Raw genomic sequence first — 297 nt, forward strand, 5'->3', positions numbered from 1 at the left:
CAATGGCATCAACTTAGCATTTAAGTCTTTGAATATGATATAATTGGCGTCATGTTGAACGTAACGATTCGAGGCTAAATCCCGATGAAATTGAAGACCCCGGACCTCTTTAATAAGAATTGTTCTCAATAAGATTTCCCGCTCCCTCACCAGCCCGGAATTCATCGCCGAGCACCGCGAAAATCCCGGCGACTTCTCCCGCCAGCGCATCCTGACGTTTGAACGGGTCGTGCTGCTCTTTCTCCAAGGAGCCGCCGTTTCACTCAAACACTCTGCCGACACGTTGTTCCGTTCTTT

Annotated in this window: 1 protein-coding gene; it reads right to left on the reverse strand. The window is 48.8% G+C overall.

Annotated features, from left to right (window positions below):
- Positions 1–109: 109 nt before the first annotated feature.
- On the reverse strand, positions 110–247 hold the full coding sequence (locus ACYQ2W_RS26775; RefSeq protein WP_459874194.1) for a hypothetical protein: 138 nt from the start codon (positions 245–247) through the stop codon (positions 110–112).
- Positions 248–297: the final 50 nt, after the last annotated feature.

This window comes from Endothiovibrio diazotrophicus (genome assembly GCF_054657215.1).